Annotated in this window: 21 protein-coding genes and 1 tRNA gene; 3 read left to right on the top strand and 19 right to left on the bottom strand. The window is 40.8% G+C overall.

Going from position 1 to position 18,870, the window contains the following annotated elements; translation table 11 throughout:
- Positions 1 to 219: 219 nt before the first annotated feature.
- Entirely contained in the window at positions 220 to 1,413 is a 1,194-nt protein-coding gene (gene metK, locus H7U04_RS09355; RefSeq protein WP_037601155.1) for a methionine adenosyltransferase, read from the bottom strand.
- A 279-nt stretch (positions 1,414 to 1,692) separates the two neighbouring features.
- On the opposite strand from metK, the gene birA reads away from it, so the two are divergent.
- The gene (gene birA / locus H7U04_RS09360) at positions 1,693 to 2,631 is read left to right on the top strand and encodes a bifunctional biotin--[acetyl-CoA-carboxylase] ligase/biotin operon repressor BirA (protein ID WP_110981196.1); all 939 of its coding nucleotides are present in this window, start codon (positions 1,693 to 1,695) and stop codon (positions 2,629 to 2,631) included.
- Here the strand turns inward: birA and H7U04_RS09365 are convergent.
- The 4 genes from H7U04_RS09365 to miaA all read right to left on the bottom strand — a co-directional run bounded on the left by H7U04_RS09365 (position 2,618) and on the right by miaA (position 6,068).
- Positions 2,618 to 2,803 (bottom strand): DUF3272 family protein, encoded by a 186-nt coding sequence (locus H7U04_RS09365; protein WP_002883500.1) that lies wholly within the window; start codon positions 2,801 to 2,803, stop codon positions 2,618 to 2,620. The two genes, birA and H7U04_RS09365, sit on opposite strands and share 14 nt — an antisense overlap.
- Positions 2,804 to 2,970: 167 nt before the next feature.
- The gene (gene dnaX, locus H7U04_RS09370) at positions 2,971 to 4,623 is read right to left on the bottom strand and encodes a DNA polymerase III subunit gamma/tau (protein ID WP_107372996.1); all 1,653 of its coding nucleotides are present in this window, start codon (positions 4,621 to 4,623) and stop codon (positions 2,971 to 2,973) included.
- Positions 4,623 to 5,123: a GAF domain-containing protein gene (locus tag H7U04_RS09375; RefSeq protein ID WP_282185667.1), complete on the bottom strand. Its 501-nt coding sequence runs from the start codon at positions 5,121 to 5,123 to the stop codon at positions 4,623 to 4,625. Before H7U04_RS09375 ends, dnaX begins: the two co-directional genes overlap by 1 nt.
- Before the next feature lie 33 nt (positions 5,124 to 5,156).
- Positions 5,157 to 6,068: a tRNA (adenosine(37)-N6)-dimethylallyltransferase MiaA gene (miaA, locus tag H7U04_RS09380; protein WP_201059704.1), complete on the bottom strand. Its 912-nt coding sequence runs from the start codon at positions 6,066 to 6,068 to the stop codon at positions 5,157 to 5,159.
- 75 nt (positions 6,069 to 6,143) lie between these two features.
- Between miaA and H7U04_RS09385 the strand changes: the two genes are divergently transcribed.
- A complete protein-coding gene (locus tag H7U04_RS09385) occupies positions 6,144 to 6,320 on the top strand; it encodes a DUF3042 family protein (RefSeq protein ID WP_002883513.1) in 177 nt (58 codons plus the stop codon).
- A gap of 75 nt (positions 6,321 to 6,395) precedes the next feature.
- Positions 6,396 to 6,941, top strand: a complete 546-nt coding sequence (locus H7U04_RS09390) for a hypothetical protein (protein WP_073686997.1) — start codon at positions 6,396 to 6,398, stop codon at positions 6,939 to 6,941.
- 175 nt (positions 6,942 to 7,116) lie between these two features.
- On the opposite strand, the gene H7U04_RS09395 is transcribed toward H7U04_RS09390, so the two are convergent.
- From H7U04_RS09395 to H7U04_RS09460, 14 genes are all read right to left on the bottom strand, one after another.
- Positions 7,117 to 7,188 (bottom strand) — tRNA-Arg (locus H7U04_RS09395).
- Between the two features lie 50 nt (positions 7,189 to 7,238).
- A complete protein-coding gene (gene rplS, locus H7U04_RS09400) occupies positions 7,239 to 7,586 on the bottom strand; it encodes a 50S ribosomal protein L19 (protein WP_002883489.1) in 348 nt (115 codons plus the stop codon).
- Between the two features lie 127 nt (positions 7,587 to 7,713).
- A complete protein-coding gene (locus tag H7U04_RS09405) occupies positions 7,714 to 8,940 on the bottom strand; it encodes a voltage-gated chloride channel family protein (protein WP_110981195.1) in 1,227 nt (408 codons plus the stop codon).
- A 9-nt stretch (positions 8,941 to 8,949) separates the two neighbouring features.
- The gene (locus H7U04_RS09410) at positions 8,950 to 9,222 is read right to left on the bottom strand and encodes a chorismate mutase (protein ID WP_110981194.1); all 273 of its coding nucleotides are present in this window, start codon (positions 9,220 to 9,222) and stop codon (positions 8,950 to 8,952) included.
- Positions 9,223 to 9,295: 73 nt separating this feature from the next.
- The gene (locus H7U04_RS09415) at positions 9,296 to 10,831 is read right to left on the bottom strand and encodes a ClC family H(+)/Cl(-) exchange transporter (protein ID WP_110981193.1); all 1,536 of its coding nucleotides are present in this window, start codon (positions 10,829 to 10,831) and stop codon (positions 9,296 to 9,298) included.
- A 51-nt stretch (positions 10,832 to 10,882) separates the two neighbouring features.
- The gene (locus H7U04_RS09420; RefSeq protein ID WP_002883520.1) at positions 10,883 to 11,326 is read right to left on the bottom strand and encodes a flavodoxin; all 444 of its coding nucleotides are present in this window, start codon (positions 11,324 to 11,326) and stop codon (positions 10,883 to 10,885) included.
- A gap of 368 nt (positions 11,327 to 11,694) precedes the next feature.
- The gene (locus H7U04_RS09425; RefSeq protein ID WP_073687279.1) at positions 11,695 to 12,066 is read right to left on the bottom strand and encodes a hypothetical protein; all 372 of its coding nucleotides are present in this window, start codon (positions 12,064 to 12,066) and stop codon (positions 11,695 to 11,697) included.
- Between the two features lie 11 nt (positions 12,067 to 12,077).
- Positions 12,078 to 12,797: a matrixin family metalloprotease gene (locus tag H7U04_RS09430; RefSeq protein ID WP_002883497.1), complete on the bottom strand. Its 720-nt coding sequence runs from the start codon at positions 12,795 to 12,797 to the stop codon at positions 12,078 to 12,080.
- Between the two features lie 119 nt (positions 12,798 to 12,916).
- Positions 12,917 to 13,699, bottom strand: a complete 783-nt coding sequence (locus H7U04_RS09435) for an alpha/beta hydrolase (RefSeq protein WP_073687280.1) — start codon at positions 13,697 to 13,699, stop codon at positions 12,917 to 12,919.
- A gap of 135 nt (positions 13,700 to 13,834) precedes the next feature.
- Complete coding sequence (locus H7U04_RS09440; RefSeq protein ID WP_002883527.1) at positions 13,835 to 15,496, bottom strand: ribonuclease J; 1,662 nt, start codon at positions 15,494 to 15,496, stop codon at positions 13,835 to 13,837.
- Between the two features lie 179 nt (positions 15,497 to 15,675).
- Entirely contained in the window at positions 15,676 to 16,434 is a 759-nt protein-coding gene (locus H7U04_RS09445; RefSeq protein WP_037600160.1) for an ABC transporter ATP-binding protein, read from the bottom strand.
- Positions 16,431 to 17,300: an ABC transporter permease gene (locus H7U04_RS09450; RefSeq protein WP_002883493.1), complete on the bottom strand. Its 870-nt coding sequence runs from the start codon at positions 17,298 to 17,300 to the stop codon at positions 16,431 to 16,433. Before H7U04_RS09450 ends, H7U04_RS09445 begins: the two co-directional genes overlap by 4 nt.
- Before the next feature lie 9 nt (positions 17,301 to 17,309).
- Positions 17,310 to 18,311 carry a tryptophan ABC transporter substrate-binding protein gene (gene trpX / locus H7U04_RS09455; protein ID WP_002890797.1) on the bottom strand — a complete coding sequence of 334 codons (1,002 nt, stop codon included), beginning with the start codon at positions 18,309 to 18,311 and terminating at the stop codon, positions 17,310 to 17,312.
- A 135-nt stretch (positions 18,312 to 18,446) separates the two neighbouring features.
- Positions 18,447 to 18,668 (bottom strand): DUF4649 family protein, encoded by a 222-nt coding sequence (locus H7U04_RS09460; RefSeq protein WP_002890796.1) that lies wholly within the window; start codon positions 18,666 to 18,668, stop codon positions 18,447 to 18,449.
- Positions 18,669 to 18,870: the final 202 nt, after the last annotated feature.

An 18,870-nucleotide genomic window follows, 5' to 3' on the forward strand; every position in this document is an offset into this window, starting at 1 on the left:
GCAATTTTTTCTTATTTTTCAACTCCTTTCAAAGTTTTTCACCTAAAGAATTTATTTTTAGCTAGTCGTTTTTACCCTTTAATTACTCAATCCTTTGGGTTTACATGTGTCTGAAGTCAGAAAATTCATATTATTCATTTTCAAAATAAAAAACAGAATTCAAAAAAATTAAATTCTGTTGTTTTGATATTATTAAATTGAAAGTTATATTAAATATTTTTAATCTCCTACAGCTGCTTTGAGGGCATCTACCTTATCCAATTTTTCCCATGGAAGATCGATGTCAGTACGTCCCATGTGACCATAGGCTGCTGTTTGACGGTAGATAGGACGTTTAAGATCAAGCATTTGAATGATACCTGCAGGACGCAAGTCAAAGAGATCACGGACAGCAGCTTCAAGTTTGCTTTCAGCAACTGTCGCCGTTCCGAAGGTATCAACACGGACAGACACAGGATTAGCAACACCAATAGCATAAGCCAATTGTACTTCTGCTTTCTTAGCAAGACCAGCAGCTACGATGTTTTTAGCAATATAGCGAGCGGCATATGAAGCTGAACGGTCAACCTTAGTAGCATCCTTACCTGAGAAGGCACCACCACCGTGTCTTGAGTAACCACCATAAGTATCAACAATAATCTTACGACCAGTCAAACCAGAGTCCCCTTGAGGTCCTCCAATAACAAAACGACCTGTTGGGTTGATAAAGAATTTTGTCTCGTCATCCAAGTATTCGGCTGGAATAACTGCTTTAATGACTTTTTCAATGACGTCTTGACGAATTTGATCGTTAGTTGCTTCAGGATCGTGTTGCGTTGAGATAACGACTGTATCAACACGTACTGGTTGGTCATTCTCATCATACTCAACAGTAACCTGAGATTTAGCATCCGGACGAAGGTATGAAATCTCACCAGATTTACGCAAATCTGCCAATTTTTTAACCAATTTATGTGAAAGGCTAACTGGAAGTGGCATAAACTCTGGAGTTTCATCAATAGCAAAACCAAACATCAAACCTTGGTCACCAGCTCCGATAAGATCAAGTGGGTCTTGGTCACCAGTTCCACGAACTTCAAGTGATTCATTGACACCTTGAGCAATATCTGGAGATTGTTCGATCAATGATGGGTGAACCCCAACAGATTCTGCTGCAAAGCCGTATTCTGCATTGTTATAACCAATTTCAGCGATAGTATCACGAACCACACGGTTAATGTCCACATAAGCTGTTGTAGAAACTTCACCGAAAACGTGGACAGAACCAGTGTAGACAGCTGTTTCTGCTGCAACGTGTGCATCTGGATCCTCTGCTAAAATCGCATCAAGAATGGCATCTGAAATTTGGTCTGCAATTTTATCTGGATGCCCCTCAGATACAGATTCAGACGTGAAAAGTTTACGTTCTGACATATAAAATGTCCCCCTTTTAATATGAAAAATAGTATTAGATAAAACAGATTTGACCGTCTCCTAATAGGTAAAACGCTATACTCCTAATAGAGCTAGACGCCGTTAAAAAGTTACAAAGAACCAACAGCCAACCCTAGGATGACTGTTGCCTTATCGGGACTTAATAACTACCTTCCATTATATCATGTTTTTTCAGTCTAGTCATATAGTTATTTATTATCAAGCTTTATCAATAATTTATAGTGAGCATTTTACCATCTTTTGTATTATACTTAGGATATGAAAACTTATGAACACGTTTATGACATCTTATCGAAGAGTCCTGACTTTGTGACGGGAGAGAGTTTGGCAAAAAGCCTTGGTGTCTCACGGACAGCCATTTGGAAGGCAATCCAAACACTACAAGAACAAGGAATTGACATTACAAGTGTACGGAAGAAAGGCTACTATTTAGAAAAGGGAGATATTCTTCTTCCTCAAGACATCTCTAAGCAACTCAACATTCCAGTCTACTTTAATCCAGATTCTAACTCTACCCAACTAGATGCTAAACATGGCATGGAAAAGAATAATCCAACACCTGCTCTATACCTGGCATCAAGTCAAAAAGCAGCCAAAGGACGATTTGAACGTCACTTCTTTGCCAGTCCACAAGGTGGTATCTACATGAGTATCCACTTAAAGCCCAACTGTCATTTTGAGGAGTTACCACCTTATACGATGATGGCGGCAGCTGCTATTGTCAAAGCTATCCAGCGTCTAACTGGCATCAATACAGAAATCAAATGGGTTAATGACATCTACCTCAACAACAAAAAAATGGCTGGTATCCTTACCGAAGCCATTAGTTCTATCGAATCTGGTCGCATCACAGATGTCATTATCGGGGTTGGGCTTAACTTCTCAATCAGTGATTTTCCTGAAGAGTTAGCTAATAAAGCTACTAGTCTTTTTACTTCTAAAAAACCAAGCATCACTCGAAACCAGCTCATTTCAGAAATTTGGAAACTCTTTTTAACCATTCCGACTAGCGATTTGGTCAAAGTTTATAAAGAAAAGTCCCTCGTTTTAGACAAACAAGTGACCTTTGAACAAGCTGGAAGGACTTATACTGGTATTGCCAAGGAAATTGGTGATAAGGGCCAACTTCTCGTTCTTACTGATGATGGCCAGGAAAAATGGTTGACCGCTGGCGAAGTAAGTCTTACTTCTTGGTAGACTTGTCGGCTGCACGCGCAATGCGTGAAACAACATAGGTTGTCCAAAGACGACGAAACAGTAAATAACCAAAAAAGGCTGTAAAAAAGTAATAGCCGTGCTGTAAACTGTAATTAAAACAAACCGTTTCAAAAATAGTTTCAAGCGTAATAAACAAAATTTGTTGAATCATAAGATTATTATATCAATAGATAGAGCCTAGGACAAGCAGTCTAGGCTCTTTTCATTTTTACAAGGATAAACCTTCCAAATATCAGATTCAGAAATCTATCAAATTACACTGAATCTCCTCGCTTTTCTATTTCTAGGCTCGGACCTAAAAAGGTCCACTGGACCTTTTTAGTCCTCTATTTCTACAACATCAGAGAGAAATTCAAGTTCTTGCGGGATATACTCTTCACGATCTTCTTTTTCCAATTCTTCTTTGGATTTGAGGCTTCGTGCAAATTCTGTTCGGAGTTTTTCAAATTCTGCTTTTGGAACAGCCATAATATTGGGTGAGAAACCGGCAGCTGAACTCATGATATTGCCAAACATATCATTGAGATCACTGCGTTTCATGACCTGTTCAGCATTAAAGGCAGCATTAAAAGCCAGGATGGCATTTTCCTGATTGGCTAATACAGGCTCAGATCCATTCAAAAGGGCCCTATTTTGTGGGCTAATAGAATCCAAGATTTCAGGCCAAGTTGCCTTTAGGGCATCCAGACATTGGCGTGATTTCTGCGGATTTTCCATGGTTTCACGCATAATAGTGAGAATTTTTTCACGATCCACCTTATACTGATAAGCAGGTTTGGCTTTTCGAGTTGGTGCTACTTCTCCTTGGACTTTGCCCTCTTTAAGAGCTTTACGTAGGCCTTCTACTTCGCGACGAAGACTATCTAACTCTTCTTGTAAATTTCCTGGAATTTCTTGTGACATCTGACTATGGGTTTCTGACAATTTTATAGTCAGCATCTCCGCATAGATTTTAGGATGTGTTCCAGTTTTAATTTCTGGTAAGGCACTTGTAACCAAATCAATCATTTGGAAAAGTCGGTCTTGGCCCAGAGAAAGATTCTCTTCAAAAAGGGGACTATGGTGACTGTTCTCTCCACCTGCTTTGACAATCAAAAGATCACGGAAATACTCCAAGAGATCAGTCGCAAAACGGGTCATAGACTTACCATTATCAAAGAGAGTTTCGAGATTTGATAAAGCTTGCGTAGTATCTTGATTACGAACGTTAGCGACGAAACTATCCAAGGCTGTCAAACCAATAGAACCAGTGATTTCTTCAGCTACGGCTTGGCTGACATGATTGTCAGGAGACAGACTCAGTGCTTGGTCTAAGATTGACAACGCATCACGCATACCACCTTCTGCACGACGAGCAATAATAGTCAAAGCCTCATCATCAAAGGTCAGTCCTTCTTTTTCCAGAATTGAAGCTAAGTGCTCTTTAATAGCTCCCTGTTTGATCGATTTAAACTCAAAGCGTTGGACACGAGAAAGGATAGTTGCTGGAATCTTATGTAATTCAGTGGTCGCTAGGATAAAGACCACATTTTCAGTTGGTTCTTCCAAAGTCTTCAAAAGAGCATTGAAAGCACCTGTCGAGAGCATGTGAACTTCGTCAATAATATAGACCTTGTAAGTCGCACGACTTGGGGCATAGGTCGATTTGTCACGAATTTCACGAATCTCATCAACACCATTATTGGATGCCGCATCAATCTCGATAACATCTTCAAGACTTCCGTTTGTAATATCGCGACAAATATCGCAGTAATTACAAGGCTCACCATCAACTTGATTAGGACAGTTCATAGCCTTGGCAAAGATTTTTGCAGCACTGGTTTTACCGGTACCACGTGGCCCAGAAAAGAGATAGGCATGACTGATTTTCCCTGACTCTACCGCCTGTCTGAGCGTGGTTGAAATCACTTTTTGACCAACCATTTCGCCAAAGGTCTGACTACGGTATTTACGATATAAGGCTTGATACATTAGTTTACCTCAAACATTCCAAATGTAAGCTCGGTTTTCTCAAGTAAAATTTTGACAAATGCTTCAAGATAATCTTGGTCTACTTGGTTATAGTCTCCTACTTGGTGAGAATCCAAATCGAGAACACCAACTAATTTGCCATCTTTGACCATTGGTACAACAATTTCACTTCGAGCAGCGGAATCACAAGCGATGTAATTAGCGTGTTTGGTGACATCTTCGACAATTAGGGTTCTATTTTCTGCTGCAGACTGACCACAAACACCCTTACCTAAGGCAATTCGAACACAAGAAACATTACCTTGGAAAGGGCCAAGGATTAACTCATTCTTGACATTATCCATCAGGTAGAAGCCTGTGAACACAGAATTTGGCAGGGTTGTATTCAAGAGAGCTGAGGCATTAGAAAAGTTGGCCAGAGCATTGTTTTCATTGGCAAAAAGCACTTTAGCCTGTGCTAGCATTAATTCATAGGCTGATTTTTTTTCTTCGTTAGTCATAACTACCATTATAGCAAAGATTGGTTCTTAAAACTAAGATTGACCTACCTTTTCTCCTTCCCTTTCATTTAAAAATAATTCAAAATCTTGAACGACATTTTCAGGATATTCTGGACTAGAAATCTGATAAAACTTAACAGTCATTCGATTTCTGAACCAAGTTAATTGCCGTTTAGCAAATCGACGCGTATTTTGCTTGAGTTTTTCCAAGGCTTCGTCCAAGCTCTGGTTCCCAGAAAAATAAGGAAACAACTCCTTGTAGCCTATACCACGAGCTGACTGGGCATTAGGATAATTATCGTACAACCACTTGGCTTCTTCCAAGAGCCCAAGTTCAACCATCTTGTCTACTCGTGTATTAATTCGATTATAGATTAAGGAGCGTTCATCATCTAATCCGATAAGAAAGGGATCATAAGTCGTCTCAGTATTTTCAAGATTCTTCGAAAAACGATGAAGCTCAAGTGCTCTGATAGCACGACGACGGTTAATCTCTTTAATCTCAATACCTAAGCGATCAATTTTTTCAAAAAGTTCCTGATCAGATAATTGCTCTAATTCTGTGCGATAGGCTAAGACCTGCTCCTGATCTACCTGCCCCCCTAGGTGATACCCTTCTAGGAGACTTTGTAAATAGAGACCTGTTCCTCCTACTACAATAGGTAACTTGCCACGACTAACTATATCTGTAATGGCAACCTCTGCCTCTGTCACAAAATCATAAGCTGAATAGGACTCATCAACATTGCGAACATCAATCAGATGATGTACTGCTGCTGCCTGCTCTTCAGGAGTGGCCTTGGCGGTTCCTATATTCAATTGTCGGTAAACCTGCTGGCTATCTCCTGAAATAATTTCGCCATTAAAACGCTTGGCCAATTCAATTCCAAGCGCTGTTTTTCCCACAGCAGTAGGACCAGCTACTACAATAAGTTTGGTTTTCATAATGTTTTCACTTGCTATTCTAGATATTTTTTTAGATAATATAAGCATATTATAACATATACGGAGGATAGTCTCATGGCTAAAAAACATTCATTCGCTAAAGGTGTCGCTACTGGCGTTATCGGAACTGCTGCTACTGTAGCAGGTGCTGTCTTCGCAGTTAAGAAAACCATTATCGAACCAGAAGAAAAGAAATTGGCTTTCATCGAAGAAAACCGTAAAAAAGCAGCTCGCCGTCGTGTAAGCCGCTAATAATGAGAACCAGGGAAACCTGGTTTTTTACTGTTATTTTTAACTCTTCATCTATGACTAGGAACGGAGCCAAATTTGAAAAGAAAAAAATATAATATCATCACCTTTTCTTTGCTAGCTTTCTTCTTTCTCTTCGGTTATTTATCAAAACATTTAAAAGAACCTGTAAAGCCAACAGCAAAAACGCATCACATCTCTCACAGCCTTTCATCAAAAAGTAGCTCATCTCATAAAAAAGAGAATACTAAATCTTCAACTGCTACTTCGACGGAAGATCATAAGAAGGAGGCTAAGGACGAAAATAAGCATCAAGCATCTCCTTCTGCTCAAGGAGCAAATCAAAAACAAAACAACCAAACACCTCATCAAGATGGAAATCAAGAAAAGTCCAAGCCTACTGAAGGCGGACGAGGTTGGGGCGGACCAGAAGATGGCTCCTATGCCACTAACGGAGGAGGCGGTGGAGGTCACGATGCAGCCTTCGCCGCAGGTGCTGGTGGAGGAAGCAATCACTCAAGCTCAACTGATCAGAGCAATGAGTGGATTAACGACGTTGATAACAATCCTTACGAGTACCCACAAGCTTCATCAAGCACAGACACAACTGCCAATTCCAATTAATGAGATAACAGAATACTTATCATCACCAGTATTCTATTTTCAACCCTAGTTAGGACTAATCCTGACTAGGGTTTTTGCTTATCAAAAAAACACCTATAATTCAATAGGTGTCAAATACATTTGGCTTAAATTTGGGGCAGAATAGCTTAAACCCGCATGGTTAAAGGCTTAAAAATGTCCCCTGCCGGAATCGAACCAGCAACGACTCCTTAGGAGGGAGTTGTTATATCCATTTAACTAAGAGGACTTATGAAAAAATCTGCCACGAGGACAGATTTTTTATGTGAAATCTGTAAATTATTTACGGATTTCTTTGATACGTGCAGCTTTACCTTGCAAAGCACGCAAGTAGTAAAGTTTAGCACGGCGGACTTTACCGTAGCGTACAACTTCAATCTTTTCAACACGTGGAGTGTGGATTGGGAAAGTACGTTCTACACCGATACCGCTTGAAATTTTACGAACTGTGTACATTTCTGAGATCCCTTGACCTTTGCGTGAAATAACTACACCTTCAAAGATCTGGATACGTTCGCGAGTTCCTTCGACAACTTTCGCGTGAACGCGAACAGTGTCACCAGGACGGAATGATGGGATGTCAGTACGAAGTTGACCTTCTGTCAAACTTTGGATCAATGGATTCATTTTTATATACTCCTATCTTACTAATCTTAAGAGCAACCTCTGTGTCTCAGCGGATTAGCCGTTATTTTTGTGTGTCCATTACACACTCTTAGTATCTTATCAAAAAATTATCAGGATGTCTAGTATCTTATTGCATTTCTAGCATTTTTTGTTGTCCATATATGCTCGTCTTATGATTGATGAGATAAGCAAAAGCCATGACAATCGCGTAAGGGACTGCATTAGCGGGACCAAAGACTTCAACGCCAATGAAAATAGGTGCTAAAAGGGTATTGGTACTGCTACCAAAGACAGACAGATAGCCAAGACCTGCTACAAGTGGAATTGGAAGTCCTAGAACTGGTGCTAGAACAGCACCAAGACTGGCTCCGATAGCAAACAAAGGAGTTACTTCTCCTCCTTGGAAACCAAGAGATAGGGTAAAGACGGTCAAGAGCAATTTCAAGAGCCAATCCAATGGATAAATGATCCCACCATCAACACTTAAAGCAATCAAATTCGTTCCAAGACCAGTATAGCGTCCCTTCCACAAAATCAGAAGAAGACAGGTTAAGACGACACTTCCTAAGAGAACACGATAATAAGGATTTGGGAGCAGACTTGCTACTTTCTTTTTAGCTAGTGACAAGAGATAAGCAAAGAGATTTCCCGCTAGACCAAAGGCCAGACCTAAAAGAGCTAATTTGACGAATGTCTCAAGGTCAATAGTCAAACATTCAGATACAAAGTGGCTAAATTTTTCAAGACCTAAGAGATGGCTTGTCGTACTAGCCATAAAAGATGCAATAAGAGTCGGTACCAAGATTGGCAGACTTAACTGTCCTAGGGTCAAGACCTCAAGAGCAAAGAAGGTCGCGGCGATTGGTGTTTGGAAGAGTCCTCCAAAACCAGCTGCCATACCCATGGTCAAGAAAATACGTGAAGCATTAGGAAGCTTAAAATAGCGACTAAAAGCATGAGAAACTGTGGCCCCCAGTTGTACAGCAACTCCCTCACGACCTGCAGATCCCCCGAAAAGGTGGGTCAGCCATGTGGTTACAGTCACCAGTGGAATTAACCTTAGGGGGACTTGATCCTCCTCATTATGTCCAACCTTGAAAATCAAGCCCATTCCCTGTGCTGCCTTACCCGCAAACTTTTGATAAAGGTAAACTATCAAAAGACCTGCTAAAGGAAGTGCCGGAACTAGATAAAAGAGATGGTGGTCACGAAATTCCGAGAGTCCTATCAGCACGCGCCCAAAAATAGCATCAATCAGCCCAACAAGCACCCCTAACAAGATTGCATAAAGACTTAACATTACTAAATGTAAGTAAGAAAGACCTTGACTATCACTTAATTGTTTTACTTTCATTCTAGATGCCTACTTTTTTTCCAGCTTACTTGCTTGATAAATACGTGAATGCTTCATAATATCCGCAAAACTTGCGACGATAGCTTCTTTATATTCGGGATTAAGGACACTAGCGCCTACCTTGTCTAACAGGGCCTGCTCTCGTTCGGGATCATAAATCGCCTTTCCGGTGCGTTGTTTATAAGCACTTACTCGAGTTACCAATTTCATACGTTCTTCCAACAAAGCCACAATCTCATTATCAACGGCGTCAATCTGTTGGCGAATCTCATTTAAGTCCATACTGACCTCCTTTTTTCTCTTCATTATAACAAAAATGACCTGAGGACAAAAGAGCCTCAAGCCATTGAATTGCTTATAAAAAGAGTTTTCTTACCTGACTGATATTACTTTCATTAACAACCAAATATAAGGTTGCTCCTGCTTTTAGACGTGTGTCTCCATGAACAACCTCAGACTGGTCTTGAAAAATCTGAGTGGAAATCAAAACCCCGTCAGGTAAGGTTAAATCCTTAACCAATCGACCAGCTAAACTATCTGTAACTGGTAAATCAATCATCGTCGGTATATTATCAACTTGTTTTGGTTCGTGGGCAATCAGATTGTGAAGCATGACTTCATAGACGGGTTCTCCTCCCATGAAATCCATGACGAGATAGGCAATCAGGGTCACAACTCCGATTGTCATCAATTGGTGAAGGTCACCCACCATCTCAGTCACTAAAATCATAGCAGTTAGCGGTGCCTTAGATACCGCACCGAAATAACCAGCCATACCAAGAATGATAAAAATAGGGAACTGACTGACTTGTAAGAATCCTAGATTTTCAAAAGCTACCGCAAAGACGCTACCAGAAAGAGCACCTAAAGTCAAAATCGGCAAGAAAATCCCACCAGGAAAACCTGAACCAAAGGACAACATACTCCAAATAAAGCGAATAGCCAAATAAAGAATGGCCACAGTTAGAGCAGGATGTAAACCATTTAGGGCAAGAATCAATTCATTCCCACCACCTAAAAGATATGGAAAATAGAGGCCTATAGGAATGATAAACAGAACTGCCAGAAGGCCATGAAAATGAGATGGCAAGTGGAAGATTTTCCCTAACCCTTGGTAGACCTTACCAATACGTAAGACAACCCACTCATAACCGTATCCAAGCACACCTAGAAAAATCCCCAAGACAATAAGAATCCAATAATCTTTCAAAGGAAATACGGGTAATTTTTCTGTCATAGCAAGAACCGGAACCTGACCAAAGATCCGTAAGGAAACAGCATTAGCCACTAAAGATGCCGTTAAAGCTGTCACCCAAACATGACGCGAGAAATGATGATAGACTTCTTCGACGACAAACAAAAGACCGGCAATCGGGGCATTAAAGGCAGCCGATAACCCTGCTGCCGCTCCTGCAGCAATCAAGAAGCGCTTTTCACGTGCAGAGAGCTTAAGACTCTCAGCTAAGCCCTTAGCAGTCATAGCACCAAGTTGAATACTAGGGCCCTCACGTCCCAGCATAAGTCCCATTGAAATCCCAAGGACTCCACCTAGGAACTTACGCCATAATACTGACCACCAAGACGGATGTAAGAGTCCCATCAGTTCTCCTTCAACATGGGGAATTCCTGAGCCCTTGATGTCTTTTTCCTGCTTAATAAGGTAACCAATAAAAAGTGCAATCAAGAGATTAACCAGGACAATTCCCAAAATCAGAAGTGGATTATGAAGGGCGTCTTTGTATATAGCTACAGAAAATGCGGCCCCTTTGGCAATTAACCAGCGAAAAAGACTGACTACTGCTCCTGCTGTCACCCCCACTAAAAGCCCTCGCCAAACGGACCAAAGGAGATGTTGAGATTGCGTCCTAAAATCTCTTTCTATTTCATTCATAAAAACTCCTTTTTTGACTACAATAAAAGCAGACTTTACTCTGCTTTTTTCTTATGCTAATGCTTCTGAAACTTTTTCAGCGAAAGCTTCGAGGTTTTCGATATCTTCATCTTCAGCAGAAAGGTCAACCTTGACGCTATCAGCACCTTTAGTCGCCCCTGTGAATGTGAATTGATTTTCGAACTCATCCACTGAATGACAGAAATAATCGTAGAAGGTATCTCCTGAACCTACAACACCAAAGATTTTTCCTGACAAGTCGAGGTCAGCCAAATCTTCGTAAAAGTCAACGATTTCATCTGGCAACTCACCATCACCATAAGTGTAAGTCGCTACGATACAGATGTCCGCATCTTCAAAATCAGCGGCATCAACCGTTGTACACTCGTCTACATCTACAGTGTGACCCAATTCTTCCAATTTTTTGGCAACGATATCTGCGATTTCTTCCGTGTTACCGGTCATACTGGCATAAACGATTTTTGCTAAAGCCATAATGTCCTCCAAAATAATAAATTAGCTATATTATATCATATTTCTTCAGAAAATAAATGACCTAACAACTCAAAAAAACTGCCCATCAGGACAGTTTTAGATTCTTTTTACAAGTGACTTGGCTATCTAAACATATAGAACTTTCTGTAGATGAAATGAGATAGTCCCTTTAATAATTTCAGAGCGAGTTATAGTCAAGACTTTTCGCTATGAGAAAAGTGCCTAAAGTTAAATAACTTTAGGCACTCGGAAGTTTTGAGACACTAGGCTCAAAACTTAGCTATGGAATTCCGAAGGAAGTCGCTAGCGTCCGTACTCGCCTAAGAAAAGTCTAAAAAGAAGAATTCATTTCAATTTAAAACTGCCCATCAGGACAGTTTTAGATTTTGTAAGAGTTCAAAGTGTCGATAGACTAGCCATAAGCCAAGACCAACTATCAGAATGAGAATCACTGCTCTCATGAGACCTCTCAGAAAAGTCAAGAGCCAAGTAAGAAGCATAGAGGCGATTAGCCAACTCCAACCAGAGGCCCCGTATAGGGTTTGAATACTCTGTATGGAATGACTGGTCAGAGTTTTTACCCAATTGGGAATATAAATCCAAATGCCATCACCTGATAGGCCCAAACGATTGGCAATCATGGTTCCTGTTGTTTGCAACCAAGTAAATACCCCAGCATTGAAAAGAAAAAGGAAGGTTTGCATGGGGTAACGTCTAGCAAGGCGTTTCAAATAGTGCATGACACTCCTCCTTAATTTGCATAGAGAGCATGGACCGTATCAATATCCACCTGTTGAATCCCGTAATAAGATCCTGCTGATTGCATAACGGATGTCTTAGAGTCATCATGGTCTAAGCCAATGGCATGTCCCAATTCGTGTTCAGCCGTATTCACAATACGCTTGTGAGTATAACCAAAGTCACTATTCAAAAGGAAATAACGGTTCAACTTCACATCTACATGAGTGATGCGATTGGTCAAAACATTGGTTTGAGTGTCTGCTAAACCTGCTGCCTGTGAATTCGCATCGGAATAGTCAGTCGCAACAATGTCAGCCGTTGAGGCATCATCAGTTAATGTAAAGATGAAAGCACCCGTGTTATTCCAGTTAGTAATAGCTTCCTTATAAGCTGCTACCAAGGTTTCATCTGTAGATTGTATATAGATGCTAGCTGTATTTTGCGCCCATCTAGCTCCATTAGACTCTGGAATGGTATCTGTTGTTGATAGGTTAGAGACAACTTTCTCAACGTCACTAGTACTGGTACCACTAAAACCTAGTTCTACTTGATGAAAGGCTTGATTAATGTTTGTGGCTAAGGTACTTGAAGAGTTATTGGCATAGTAGACGAGTCCATAAGCAATAAGGGCTAGGACTAGGGCAAGTTTAAATATAGCCCAAATAAGATTCCAAATAAATTGTAAAAGAAGTTTGGGAATATAGAAGATTACTCTGAATAATTTTTTCATTATTGAGCCTCCTTTTCGAAACTTCCCCTAGTATATCAAGCTCTAATAGTTCTGACAAGCAAAAAATACCACTTTAAGCTTTTATCATCTCTTTGATAAGATGTTACAAAATTGACCTATTAAGACAAGCGTTCTTCTTTAACGTAATCAATAGGTAACCATTCTAAGTAGGCTTCTAGTTGTTTTTCCCAATAGTACCACTCATGTCTTCCATGGTCTGTGCTGTAGTCAATGTCTAAACCAAGGGCCTTCAAATCAGCTACTGCCTTATCTTGAGAATCAAAAAGGAAATCCTCAAGGCCACACCAGGCAAAGAATTTGGTTTTCTTGTCATGTTGTTTGGCTAGGTTAACCAATTTGTGCTGCTCAATGTCTTTTCCTTCCAAATCGCCAAAGACACCTTGCCAGTATTCCTTAGACTCACTCGTTTCATCTGTAATCATCTCTACTGATAATCCAAGGGCACCAGAGAAGGAACCCGCACAAGCAAAGTTATTTGTCGTTAAGGCTAGTTTGAAAGAACCATAGCCACCCATAGAAAGTCCAGCGATAAAGGTCTTTTCACGCTTCTTAGTCATACTAGGGAAGAAACGTTGCATGACTTGAGGAAGCTCCTTAGCAATGGCATCGTAATACTTAACCCCGTAATTGGTATTTGTATACCAGCCATTTTCAGAGTTAGGCATAATAACAATGAGATTAGTCTTACGAAGGAGACGCTGAATATTGGTACGGAAGGCCCAAGAATTATGATTGCCCCCCATGCCATGAAGGAGATAGAGAACTGGGATATCCGTATCACTTTCCCTTTCAGCAATCTGATCGCGATCTGGATAGATGACATCCACTTGGCGGTATTGTCCTAGAACATCTGATGAGTATTCAATTTGAAAAAAAGCCATTTGTATTTTCCTTTCTTAATGTTAGAAAAGCTGGGACGCCCCAGCTTCTGCTTTAAGAAGAAAATCTTGTCGAGATTTACCTCTATTTCGATGAATGCAAGCAAGACGCTCACACCCTTATTGTAACATCAATGATTAACGTACTTCCATGACTACCGGAAGAATCGCTGGGCGACGTTTAGTTTGGTCAAAGAGGAACTTAGCTACATCGTCTCGGACAGCCCCTTTAAGTTCACCCCAATCGAAGCTGTCTCCTGCCAAGTAATTTTCAACGGTAGCATTGACAATGTCAGCAGCCTCACGTAGAATGTCACGGCTCTTCTTAACATAGACGAATCCACGTGTGTTCACACGCGCCTTAGAAACAATCTTGCGCTCCTTCTTGTTAACCGTGATGGCTACGATAAAGATACCATCTTCAGACAAGACCTTACGGTCACGAAGGACGATATTCCCAACATCACCAATGGCATTACCGTCGATCATCACATCACCAGCTGGAACAGCGCCTTCATGAAGGAAACCTTGATCTTCAGACAAGTGCATGATATCACCGCGTTTAACGATATAAATATTTTCTGGAAGAATACCAACTTCCAAGGCTAACTCTGCATGGGCTTGTAGGTCACGGTACTCACCTTGGACAGGGAAGAGATACTGTGGACGAAGGAGGTTAATCATCAATTGAAGTTCACGAGCATTGGCATGTCCAGATACACGAAGGCTCTGCGTAATCATCTTAACAGTTCCACCAGCCTTATAGATAGCGTTGTTGACACGTGCCACTACAGCTTCTTTAGCAATGCTTGGAGTTGTTACGATATAAACCAGATCTCCATCTTTAATTTGAACGTAACGGTGACGACCAACAGCCATCTTTTGGAGGCCATCGATTGGTTCACCCATACGACCATTTTCGAGGATAATCAACTCGTGGTCTTCGAACTTGTTCATGTCTTTTGGTTTAACAATAAGTTTTTCATGCTCCACAGTCAATTTTTTAAGACGGATGGCTGTGCGGACAATATTTTCTACGTCAAAACCAGTAAGAACAACGCGACGTCCGTGATCAGCAGCTGAATCAAAGACTTGTTGAATACGTACCAAGTTTGAGGCAACTGCAGCAACAATAACACGTCCTTCTGCATCAGCAATTACTTGGTCAATTTCTTGGCCAACTTCTGCTTCAGAAGCTGTTTGTTCCGTACTTGTCGCATTTGCTGAGTCTGACAAGAGGGCCAAAACACCTTCACGTCCGATTTCAGCCAAACGACCTAAATCAGTTTTGTAGTAAGGACGGGCAGCTTGGTCAAACTTGAAGTCACCTGTATAGACAATATTGCCCTGGTCAGTGCCAAGAACAATCCCCATTGATTCTGGAATAGAGTGAGTTGTTTTGAAGAATGAAACCTCAGCATCCTCAAATTCAATTTCAGTTTCTGCGTCAATAACATGGAAGTTATTGAATTTCTTAACGCCAGCATTCTTGACAAAAAGTTTAGCCAACTCGATTGTGAGTGATGATCCAAAAACTGGTGCTTTGACTTCTTGCAAGATATAAGGTAGGGCACCAATGGCATCGGCGTGTCCGTGAGTTAAGAAAATCCCTTGGATACGATCTCTATTTTCAATCAAGTAATCTAAGTTAGGGATGACAAAGTCAACACCTAGTTGTTCATTTTCAGGATACTTTAGACCAGCATCCAAGATAAAGATAGAGTCGTTAATCTCAACAATATAGAGGTTCTTAGCATTTTCACGTACTCCACCTAGGGCAATAATTTTAATATCGCTCATGCTTGTTTTTCTCCTTTTTAGTTTGACTCTCTTCTAGAGCCTATTTTTACAGACGGTCCAAGGAGCTGAACGTTCGTGCGAACAGTCTCCTTGTCGATTTACAGGCCACAACAAAAAGTTGCATACCCTTTAAGTATACAACTTTTTGGCTTATTTTACAATTTAGAGTCAGACTAGGCTTACTCAAACATAGCGTAATAGTCTGTGATATCCAATTGGCCTTTTTCTTCCTTGGTAAGGTCTTTAATGATTTGACCGTCCTTCATAACGATTAGACGATTGCCATATTTTAGGGCATCTTCCATGTGGTGGGTAATCATCAAGGCTGTTAGATGGTCACCTGTTACAAACTCATCAGTCAACTCCATAAGAGCTACACTGGTCTTAGGATCCAGGGCTGCGGTGTGCTCATCTAAGAGCAAGAGCTCAGGACGTTTAAGTGTCGCCATCAACAGACTGAGAGCCTGACGCTGACCACCTGAAAGGAGACCTGCTGGTGTATCTAAGTGCTTTTCTAAACCATTACTGATGCGTTCAATCAGACCTTGAAATTCCTCTGTGTAGAGATGAATTTGGCGTGATTTAAGTCCTCGTTTTTCACCACGGTATTTGGCAATCAAAAGATTTTCTGCAACCGTCATACGAGGAGCCGTACCCATTTTAGGATCTTGGAAGACCCGTGAGAGGTACTTGGCACGTTTCTCAGCAGGCAGAGCCGTAACATCCTCACCCATGATGAAAATATGACCACTGGTCAACATGAGGGTCCCTGCAATGACATTGAAGAGGGTTGATTTTCCGGCACCATTTCCACCAAGAATGGTAATAAAATCACCTTCTCTAATGGTAAGATTGACATGGTCCAGGATGGTTTTTTCGGTATCAAAACCATTATTAACCTTAACAGTCGCATCTTTAAGTTCTACAATAGCTGTCATCGTGATAAGGTCACCCCCTTAAAGAATTTTCGGCGTAGGACAGGCGAGATCAAGCAAATGGCCAGAACAATCGCACTAAAGAGTTTGAGGTAGTTCGTGTTAAAGCCAAGAGCGATAACTGCTGTCAAAAGGAACTGATAGAGGATTGAACCAATACAGATGGCAATCAAACGTTCCAACAGAGTCAAGTTAGTCGCATAGAGGACCTCACCAATGATGATGCTGGCAAGACCAATGACGATAACACCAATACCTTTAGAAACATCGGCATAACCGTCCTGTTGGCTAATCAAGGCTCCTGAGAGGGCAATGATACCGTTTGAGATAACAAGACCCATCACTTCCATATTGTCTGTGTTGATACCAAAAGATTTGGCCATGTCTCTATTATCACCTGTGGCAATATATGCTTGTCCTAGGCGCGTGTTAAGAAAGGCAATCAAGGCAGTGATAACAATGGTTACAGCAATGAGACCAACAATCAAGAGGTTGTAGTCCTTGCTGAAAGGAAGTAAATCTTGAATAGTCTTAATATCAAGAAGTCCTAAGTTGGCCCTTCCCATAATCATAAGCATGACTGAGTTAAGAGAAGTCATGACCAAAATCCCTGCCAAAATAGTAGGAATTTCTCCCTTAGTATAGAGGAGACCAGTTACAAGTCCAGCACCACAGCCGGCCAAAACAGCAACCAAGGTCGCCAAGATTGGGTTCCAACCAAAGTTCATAAGAGTTACTGCTACTGCCCCACCAAGAGGAAAGGAACCTTCTGTTGTCAAATCAGGAAAATCCAAAATACGGAAAGTCATGTAAATCCCAAGACCTAGGATTCCGTATAGAAGCCCCTGATAAATAGATGAAATAATCATAAGTCCTCCTTATTTATCAGCTTTAACAGCGATGTCTGACTGTTTAAGCACATCGTCAGGGATGGTGATGTTGAGGTCTTGAGCAACTTTAAGGTTGAGCGTTGGAGTACCATCATCAATAACATCTACTGGGACATCCTTAACTTTCTTACCTTTAAGAACCTTAACAGCACTACGAGCTGTGGCTTTTCCAAGTTCATATTGGCTTTGAGCAACTGAGGCCAAACCGCCCTCTTTCACCATAGTATCGACAGTCGTATAAACTGGAATCTTAGCTTGGTTGGCTGATGAGATTACTGTTGAAAAGGCTGAGGCAATAGTATTATCTTGAGGCGTCCAGATAGCATCTACCTTACCAGTCATGACTGACATAGTTGTATTGATTTCATTGGTTGATGGTACGGCATACTCGACCACATTTAGGCCATCTTTTTCAGCAAATTTCTTAAAGCTCTCAACCTGTGATTTGGAATTATCCTCGCTTGAAGCGTAGAGAATACCAATTGTCTTAGCATTTGGTGTCAATGATTTGACCAATTCCACTGTCTGCTTAATCGGCACTTGGTTAGAGGTACCAGTGACATTGCCTTCTGGATGCTTGAGGTCCTTAACCAATTTGGCCCCAACAGGGTCTGAGATAGCTCCCATAATGACTGGAATATTCTTGGTAGCTGCCGCTAGTCCTTGTGCTGCTGGCGTTGCAATACCGATAACGACATCATTCTTGTCATTGACCAATTGTTTAGACATGGTTTGAATTTTAGACTGGTCTCCTTCGGCATTTAGGAGGGTGATTTTAACCTTGTCTCCCTTATAACCAGCTTCCTTAAGACCATCCTCAATTCCCTTCTCGATTTGATCCAGGGCATCGTGAGTCACGAACTGGAGGATTCCTACTTTGACGACCTTATTAGCATCTTGGTGCTCTTTTTTGAAAAGATCTGTACCAATAGAACCGAGCGTCAAGATAGCTAAGAAAACCAAAGTCCAAATTAAACGCTTGTTTTTCATATGTGTCTCCTTCTATAAATTCTTCCTTTCTATTGTAAGTCATTTTCAGTCAATTAGCAATATTCTTAATTTATAAAAATTACCTTTCTCAAAGAAAAAGAATCAGAACACGATGTCTGATTCTTTTTCCTATTATTACTGATATTGTGCCAAGTCTAGCTTCATAATATAAAAGTAAAGGTCACCATATTGTCCTTTGTAGCCAATATCATGTCCGTTTATCGTCACCTTAGTGACTGGCGTTGAATCTGGTAAGGCAATCCAACAAGCTTGCTGTGCCCTAACAAATTCATTGTAATCTTCAAAGGAAGTGTGTTTTTCTTGCTTGGCGGTATTTAAATAAGTTACTTCAATCATCGAGGGACCTCCTTATAATCCTTTAACTAAGGTCTAGATTACGCTTCCTAGAGAGCAAAGTCAATCATGACGACTTAAAAAAACTCGCAGTCTGGGCCATACAAATAGACCCCATGGCAAATACCGGCTCTATAATTTCTGTAGTGGGTAAAACCACTGTAGAGATTATAGAGCTTTTTAAGTGTACACAAAAAGTCCCATA

The sequence above is a fragment of the Streptococcus sp. 22.1 genome, from assembly GCF_016648645.1.
GTDB lineage: Bacteria > Bacillota > Bacilli > Lactobacillales > Streptococcaceae > Streptococcus.